We start from the raw sequence: 7,208 nt of genomic DNA, 5'->3' as shown, positions 1-7,208 counted from the left end.
TCCGGTGGGGGCCCTTCGTCGTGACGGCGCGTGCGCGAGGGCTCAGGCGTCCTTGATGTCGGCGATGACCGCGCCGGCGCCGATCGTGGCACCGACCTCGGCCGCCAGGCCGGTCACGGTGCCGGCCTTGTGCGCGTTGATGGGCTGCTCCATCTTCATGGCCTCGATGACGACGACCAGGTCGCCCTCGGCGACCTCCTGGCCCTCCTCGACCGCGAGCTTGACGACGGTGCCCTGCATCGGCGAGGTCAGCGAGTCGCCCGAGACGGCGGCGCCGCCGGCGCCACCGGACTTGCGCTTGGGCTTCTTCGCGCCGGCGCCAGCCGCAGCGGCGGTGACGCCGAGCGAACCGGGCAGGACGACCTCGAGGCGCTTGCCACCGACCTCGACCACGACGCGCTCGCGCGCAGCGGGCTCGTCGGCGTCGGCCGCGACGGCGACGTAGGGCTCGAGCTGGTTGTCGTAGTCGGTCTCGATCCACGTCGTGTAGACGTCGAACGAGCCGCCCGAGGCGTTGTACGCCGGGTCGTCCAGCACCGAGCGGTGGAACGGGATGACGGTCGGCATGCCCTCGACGACGAACTCGTCGAGCGCGCGGCGCGAGCGCTCGATCGCCTGCTCGCGGGTGCGACCCGTGACGATGAGCTTCGCGACGAGCGAGTCGAACGCGCCCGGGATGGTCTCGCCGTTGACGTAGCCGGAGTCCAGACGGACGCCGGGGCCCGACGGCGGCTCCCACGCGGTGAGAGTGCCGGGCGCGGGCAGGAAGCCGCGGCCGCCGTCCTCGGCGTTGATGCGGAACTCGATCGAGTGCCCGATGATCTCCGGGTCGCCGTAGCCGAGCTCCTCGCCCGCCGCGATGCGGAACATCTCGCGGACGAGGTCGATCCCGGTGACCTCCTCGGACACGCAGTGCTCGACCTGGAGACGGGTGTTGACCTCGAGGAAGCTGATCGTGCCGTCGCTGGCGACGAGGAATTCGCACGTGCCGGCGCCGACGTAGCCGGCCTCGGTGAGGATCGCCTTCGAGGACGTGTAGAGGCGCTCGAGCTGCTCGTCGGTCAGGAACGGCGCGGGGGCCTCCTCGACGAGCTTCTGGTGGCGACGCTGCAGCGAGCAGTCGCGGGTCGAGACGACCACGACGTTGCCGTGGCTGTCGGCCAGGCACTGGGTCTCGACGTGACGCGGCTTGTCGAGGAACTTCTCGACGAGGCACTCACCGCGGCCGAAGGCCGACACGGCCTCGCGGACGGCCGACTCGTACTGGCCGGGGATCTCCTCGAGGGTCTTGGCGACCTTGAGGCCGCGACCGCCACCGCCGAAGACGGCCTTGATGGCGACCGGGAGACCGTGCTCCTGCGCGAACGCGACGACCTCGTCGGCGTCCTTGACGGGATCCTTGGTGCCGGGGGCGAGCGGCGCGTTGGCCTTCTGCGCGATGTGCTTGGCCTTGGCCTTGTCGCCCAGGCTGTCGATCGCGGACGGCGGCGGGCCGATCCAGATCAGGCCGGCGTCGATCACGGCCTGCGCGAAGTCGGCGTTCTCGGCCAGGAAGCCGTAGCCGGGGTGGACGCTGTCGGCGCCGCTCTTCTGAGCGATCGCGATGATCTTCTCGATCGACAGGTACGAGTCGCCCGGGGTGGACCCGTCGAGCGAGTAGGCCTCGTCGGCGAGGCGCACGAACAGTGCGTCGCGGTCGGGCTCGGCGTACACGGCGACGGAGCCGATGCCGGCATCCTTCGCGGCGCGGATCACGCGGACGGCGATCTCACCACGGTTGGCGATCAGGACCTTCTGCAAGGGGGTGCTCACGAATGCTCTCCTCGGACACGGCAGGGCTGCGGGCCGAGTCTAGGGGAGGCCTCGGGCGGCGCACGCCGCAGGGCGGTCAGCGGTGACTGTGCCCGGGTCCCGGACGGTGGGCGGACGCTGCCGGGTCGGACTAGGGTGAGTCGCGTGACGCAGGTCTTCGCGGGGCGCTACCAGCTCGTCGACCTCCTGGGCCGCGGCGGCATGGGCGACGTCTGGCGGGTCTGGGACCTTCGCGACGGCGTGTACCGGGCGGCGAAGCTCCAGCGCCAGGCCGACAGCGCCTCGCTCCTGCGCTTCGTGCGCGAGTCGTCGACCAGCGTCGAGCACCCCCACGTCGTCGCCCCGACCGGCTGGTCGGCCGAGGACGGCACGGTGCTGTTCGCCATGCCGATCATCGCGGGCGGTTCCGTCGCCCAGGTCGTCGCCGACCACGGACCGCTCCCGGACGCGTGGGTGCAGGAGGTCGGTCGCCAGCTGTTCGTGGCGCTCCAGGCCGTCCACGACGCGGGCCTGGTGCACCGCGACGTCAAGCCGGCGAACCTGCTGCTGGAGGCCACCGGAACCGCGAGCCCGGTCCTGCGCCTGTCCGACTTCGGCATCGCCGCGGTCGTCGACGAGCCTCGACTGACCCGCGCCTGGGAGGTCGTCCACACCCCTGGCTACGCAGCCCCGGAGGTCTTCACCGACGCCGACCCGAGTCCGCTCCAGGACCTCTACGCCGCCGGCGTCGTCCTCGCGGAGATGCTGACGGCCGCCCGCCCGCGGCCCGACGGCATCGTGCCCGTGCCGCCGGGCCCGCTGGGTCCCGTGGTGCAGCGCCTGGTCGAGCCGGACCCGGCCCGGCGCTTCGCGTCGGCGCGGGAGGCCGGAGCCGCGCTGTCCGCCGTCGTGGTCGCGCCGGCGACCGGCGAGCCCGTGGAGGTGTTCTCGCACCTGCCCGAGTGGCCCGAGGGGTGGGGGCCCGGCGGTCCGGGTACCGCCACCCCGCCGACCGCTGCCCGGGTCGCCGTCCGCGCCGACGAGCCGACGCGTCGTCGGCCCGTCACCCCGCGTCAGCCCCTGCCGGGCCCGCCGGTCGAGACCCCGCCGGCGCCCCAGCGCCGCAGCGAGCGTCGCGGCGTCCCGGTCGGGGCGTGGCTGCTCGCCGTGGCCGGCGTCGGACTCGTCGTGGCGGCCGTCGTCACCGGCGTCCGCTGACCCGGGCCCGCAGCACGAGAGCACCGGCCGCCAGCAGGGCCAGCAGCCCGGCCGCTCCCAGGCCGACCGGCAGGACCGGGAAGCCCCCGTCGTCGCTCGCTTCGCCCGAGGTCGCCTCGGTGTCCGCTGCCTCGGCGGACGCCGTCACGAGCGGCGAGTCGGGCTGCGGCGCGTCGAGCTGGGACGTGTCGTACTCCGGCGCCCCGCCACCCGCGTCACCGTTCGTCGCGAGGGTCAACGTGTAGGACTGGTTGGTCGATCCCCGCGGTGCCTCGAACGACACGCGGACGTAGCGGAGCCCGGGCAGTGAGGGGCCGCGGTCGTTGAGGCTCTTCGAGCGGTTGAGGTACGCGATCTCCTCAGACTGCGCGCCGGTGCGGAACGGGTCGCCCGCCGACATGTTCGCCAGGGCGGTCGTGGTCCAGTCCTCGGGTTCCTTGCCGAAGTACGAGACGGCGTCGTCGGTGCGCAACGGCCCCGTGACGGTGACGCGGAACCCGCTGCCGGCGACGCCCGCGTCGACCGTCCCCTCCGTCAGCACGGCGTCGAGCTGGGCCTGCAGCGACTGTCCCCAGTCGAGCGGCACGGCGAAGACCTGCGTCTCGCCCTGCGTGATGTCGAGCGCGTAGGTGCCGTCCTCGACCAGGGGAGCGCTCGCCAGGCTGGTGCCCGGGACCGTGTCCTCGACCGCGTCGGCGTCGGGCGTCAGGGGGCTCCAGGTCGGGCTCGCCGGGGCGGGGTCGAGGTCGCGGTCGGCGCCCGTGGCCAGCGGAGGCTCCTCGTACACCGCCAGCTCGACCGGCCGGCCTGCCGTCCCCGATCCGGTCGGCTCGATCACGAGCACGACCTCGTCCTCGGTGTTGCACGGGTCGTCGGGGTCCGCCTTCCAGGTGCTGACGCCGCCGAAGTAGAACGGGTCGGCCTGGCCGATGCTGTCGCCGTACGTCGTGCTGGAGACGCAGGAGACGCCGTCGAGACCGCTTGCGGGGTAGAGGGTCAGGTTGACGCCCTGGCCGACCGATCCCGACTCGCCGGCGAACGTGAGCCCGGCGTGGATCGTCGATCCTTCCTGGGTGCGCGGGATGCGGTAGTGCAGGGGGCCGTCGGCCGGCAGCGCGTCGAGGTACTGGCCGGGAGCGGCGATCTCCGGTGCGTCGGCGACGTCGGCGGTGCCCTCGACGGGCTCTCCGGTCAGGTCGAACGGTCGCGCCGAACGCTCCTGCGCGGTCGTGAGACCGTCGATCAGGCTCGCGGTGTCGGTCGCGTCGTAGTAGGTGCCGCCGCCCGCCTGCGCGATGCACTCGAGCTTGGCGCGCGCGTCGCCCGCCACGTTGAGGCCCACGACGTCGATGCGCACCTCGATCCCGTCGGCGTGCAGCTGCTCGGCGACGACGCACGGATCGGGCTCGCAGTTGGGCTCGCCGTCGCTCACGAGCACGATCGAGCGCTGCCCCTCGTCGCCGAGGTCCTCGCCGGCCTCCTGCAGGGCGTAGCCGATCGGCGTCTCGCCAAGGGGGTCGTAGCCCGCGACCGCAGTCCTCAAGTCGTCGCGGTTGCCGGTGCCGACCTCGACGGTGTTCTGGGAGTCGCTGCACAGGTCGGCCTGGGGGCTGCCGGGCGCGACCGTGGCGCCGAAGACCCGCAGGCCCACGGGCTGGTCGGACGGGAGCTGGTCGACGACGGCCAGCACCGCCTCGCGTGCGGCCTCGATGCGGGTGCTGCCGTCGCCGGTCGGCTCGGCCATCGAGCCCGAGGAGTCCAGCACCAGCAGCAGGCGTCCGGCCGCCGGGTCGCCGCCGGAGTCGGAGTCGGCGGCGGTGGCCGGGACCGCGACGAGGCAGGTCAGCGTGACGAGAGCGAGAGCGAGCAGGTGGCGCATGGTTCCCCCAGAACCTCGACGGCAACATTTGCAGTTGCAAATCTTGTGAGGAGTTTGTCCCGGATCGCGCGAGGTGTCAAGATGAAACCGTTCGCATCTGCAAATTCAGGTGCCGGTCGGGGGAGATGGTCCATGGCTGACGTCGAGGCCAACCGCGCCGCGCAGCGCGACCTCTACGGCGAGGTGCTGGGCGACGTCCTGGACCGCTGCCGCACGGTGCTGGGTCTCAACCAGTCCCGCCTCGCGGCCGTCCTCGGCATCTCGGCCCCCATGCTGTCGCAGGTCATGAGCGCGCAGCGCATCAAGATCGGCAATCCTGCCGCGGTGCGGCGCTTGCAGGTCATGGTCGACGTGCTCGAGGACGTCGCGTCCGGCACGGTCACCGTCGACGCGGCCCTGGAGCTGGTCGAACGCGCGGGGGCGACGGGGGAGGCGCTGACGGGCACGACGCGCCGCGTCTCTGATCGTGACACCGCTGCTGCCGTCCAGGCCCTCTTCCGCAGCGTCGCCGCGGCCACCGACCACCTGGCCGCTGCCGACCTCGTGGCCGCGCGGTACCCCGAGGTTGCCGACATGTTGAGGACCTACGGCGCGGGACGCCTCGACGACGCGGTCGCCCACCTCACCCGTTCCGTGACCTGAGCGACCCCGGGCGGCGCCGGTGGGTCAGAGGGACTGCAGGCTCTTGCAGGGCAGTGCCAGGTGGGAGACCTGGGTGCCGAAGTCGACCGTGACGGCCGTCGTGCCGGACACCGCGACGACCCAGCCGAGGCCGTGCGCGTCGTGCGCGACTCGCTGTCCCACTTCGAAGACCTGCGCCGGGGGAGGCGCGGGCTGGTTGAACGGGCTGCTGGCGAGGGGGCGGCGAGAGGCGGTCATGGTCCTCCCAGGGTCCTCCTGTTTCGCCCCAGAAGCGAATCGCGTGATGCGGCGTCAGTCGTTCGGGTGGATGAACGACCACAGATCGGTCCACCGCAGGCCCAGGTCGGCGACCAGCTCGCGCAGCAGCGGGATGCTGATTCCCACGACGGTCCCCGGGTCGCCCTCGATGCCACGGACGAACGCCGCGCCGTAGCCGTCGATCGTGAACCCGCCCGCGACGTGCAGGGGCTCACCCGTGGCCACGTACGCGGCGATCTCGTCGTCGGAGACGTCCGCGAAGTGCACGACCGTCGAGGCGGCCTCGACGACCTCGTCGCCCCGCAGCCGCAGGCAGTGGCCCGTGTGCAGCACGCCCGAGCGGCCGCGCATCCGACGCCACCGCGCCGTCGCGGTCGCCGCGTCGCCGGGCTTGCCGAGGATCTCGCCCTCGAAGGCGAGCACGGAGTCGCAGCCGATCACGAGGTCGTCGGGCCGGTCGGCGGCCGCCGTGCGGCACTTGAGCTGGGCCAGCGCGGAGGCGAGGTTCGCCGGGTCGCGCGACTGGATCTGCGACTCGTCGACGCCGGAGACGACGACCTCGGGCTTGACGCCGGCCGCGTGCAGCGTCGCGAGCCGGGCGGGGGACTGGGAGGCGAGGACGATCTTCACGTGAGCTCCTGAGGGGAGCCGTGGCGGCCCACCGAGACGATGAGGTCGGTGCGACCCAGCAGCATCGTGACGAGCTCGCGCGAGCCGCCGACGGTGAACCAGGACGGGTCGACGTCGGAGGCGATGAACCACGCGCGGTCACGGGGCCAGGTCAGCGAGGCCTGCGGGAGGGTGCGGGGCCAGCCCGGTGCGAGCGGCCGTGCGCCCCAGTCGCCCACCTGCGACAGGTGGCCGCGGAAGAGCAGGTACGAGCGGATGCCGCCGAGGTCGGCCCGCGGCGCGTCGACGACGGCGGGCCCGAAGGCGGGCGGCGTGGCGGGTCCGCGGTGCTGGCGGTAGATCCGCGGCAGGACCCGGTGGCGGACGTCGACCCCCAGGAGCCGGGCGTCGCCGCCGTCGATCTCGCCCCAGCCCTCCCAGAGGGCGAAGAACACGTCCTCAGGGGTGGCCGTGTGGTTCACGCAGAGACCTGTCACGAGCGCGACGAGGGCGGGGTCGCTGCGGTAGCCGGTGGCCTCCGCCGCGTCGTCCGGTTCGTCGAAGCGGATCGTGGCGTAGGCCTCGTAGCCCGGCGGGCCCTGCAGGGCCCGGACCACGGCCGACCCCTCCGCGTCGACGAACCAGTCGGCGACGGAGGTGTCCGGCTCGTGGGTCAGCGGCACGTCAGCCCCAGGAGGAGCGTCGCCACTGGTCGGTGCCCGGACGGTGCACGCCCCGCACGGCGCGGGCGGGGCTGCCCCACTCCGAGCGCACGGGCTTGCGGGCACCTGCGGCGGCCGCGGAGGCGGGC

The 7,208-nt window shown here is 73.2% G+C and carries 7 protein-coding genes; 2 read left to right on the top strand and 5 right to left on the bottom strand.

The window, feature by feature from the left end; genetic code table 11:
* Positions 1-42: 42 nt before the first annotated feature.
* A complete protein-coding gene (locus ABD127_RS17550; RefSeq protein WP_344203886.1) occupies positions 43-1,812 on the bottom strand; it encodes an acetyl/propionyl/methylcrotonyl-CoA carboxylase subunit alpha in 1,770 nt (589 codons plus the stop codon).
* Between the two features lie 144 nt (positions 1,813-1,956).
* Here ABD127_RS17550 and ABD127_RS17545 point away from each other — a divergent pair, with 144 nt between their 5' ends.
* Positions 1,957-3,009, top strand: a complete 1,053-nt coding sequence (locus tag ABD127_RS17545; RefSeq protein ID WP_344203884.1) for a serine/threonine-protein kinase — start codon at positions 1,957-1,959, stop codon at positions 3,007-3,009.
* On the opposite strand, the gene ABD127_RS17540 is transcribed toward ABD127_RS17545, so the two are convergent.
* Positions 2,993-4,888 (bottom strand): VWA domain-containing protein, encoded by a 1,896-nt coding sequence (locus ABD127_RS17540; RefSeq protein ID WP_344203883.1) that lies wholly within the window; start codon positions 4,886-4,888, stop codon positions 2,993-2,995. The genes ABD127_RS17545 and ABD127_RS17540 overlap by 17 nt on opposite strands.
* Positions 4,889-5,020: 132 nt before the next feature.
* Between ABD127_RS17540 and ABD127_RS17535 the strand changes: the two genes are divergently transcribed.
* Positions 5,021-5,530 carry a DNA-binding protein gene (locus ABD127_RS17535; RefSeq protein ID WP_344203882.1) on the top strand — a complete coding sequence of 170 codons (510 nt, stop codon included), beginning with the start codon at positions 5,021-5,023 and terminating at the stop codon, positions 5,528-5,530.
* A 24-nt stretch (positions 5,531-5,554) separates the two neighbouring features.
* Here the strand turns inward: ABD127_RS17535 and ABD127_RS17530 are convergent, their stop codons facing one another.
* From ABD127_RS17530 to ABD127_RS17520, 3 genes are read right to left on the bottom strand one after another with little or no spacing between them, the layout of a single operon-like run.
* Positions 5,555-5,767, bottom strand: a complete 213-nt coding sequence (locus tag ABD127_RS17530) for a hypothetical protein (RefSeq protein WP_344203880.1) — start codon at positions 5,765-5,767, stop codon at positions 5,555-5,557.
* A gap of 54 nt (positions 5,768-5,821) precedes the next feature.
* Entirely contained in the window at positions 5,822-6,418 is a 597-nt protein-coding gene (locus ABD127_RS17525) for a Maf family protein (protein ID WP_344203878.1), read from the bottom strand.
* Positions 6,415-7,080 carry a hypothetical protein gene (locus tag ABD127_RS17520; RefSeq protein WP_344203877.1) on the bottom strand — a complete coding sequence of 222 codons (666 nt, stop codon included), beginning with the start codon at positions 7,078-7,080 and terminating at the stop codon, positions 6,415-6,417. Before ABD127_RS17520 ends, ABD127_RS17525 begins: the two co-directional genes overlap by 4 nt.
* Between the last annotated feature and the right edge of the window lie 128 nt (positions 7,081-7,208).

This window comes from Aeromicrobium alkaliterrae (genome assembly GCF_039529015.1).
Classification (GTDB): domain Bacteria; phylum Actinomycetota; class Actinomycetes; order Propionibacteriales; family Nocardioidaceae; genus Aeromicrobium; species Aeromicrobium alkaliterrae.
The sequence above is the reverse complement of the archived record's forward strand: the minus strand, read 5'-3'. Positions and strand labels throughout refer to the sequence as shown.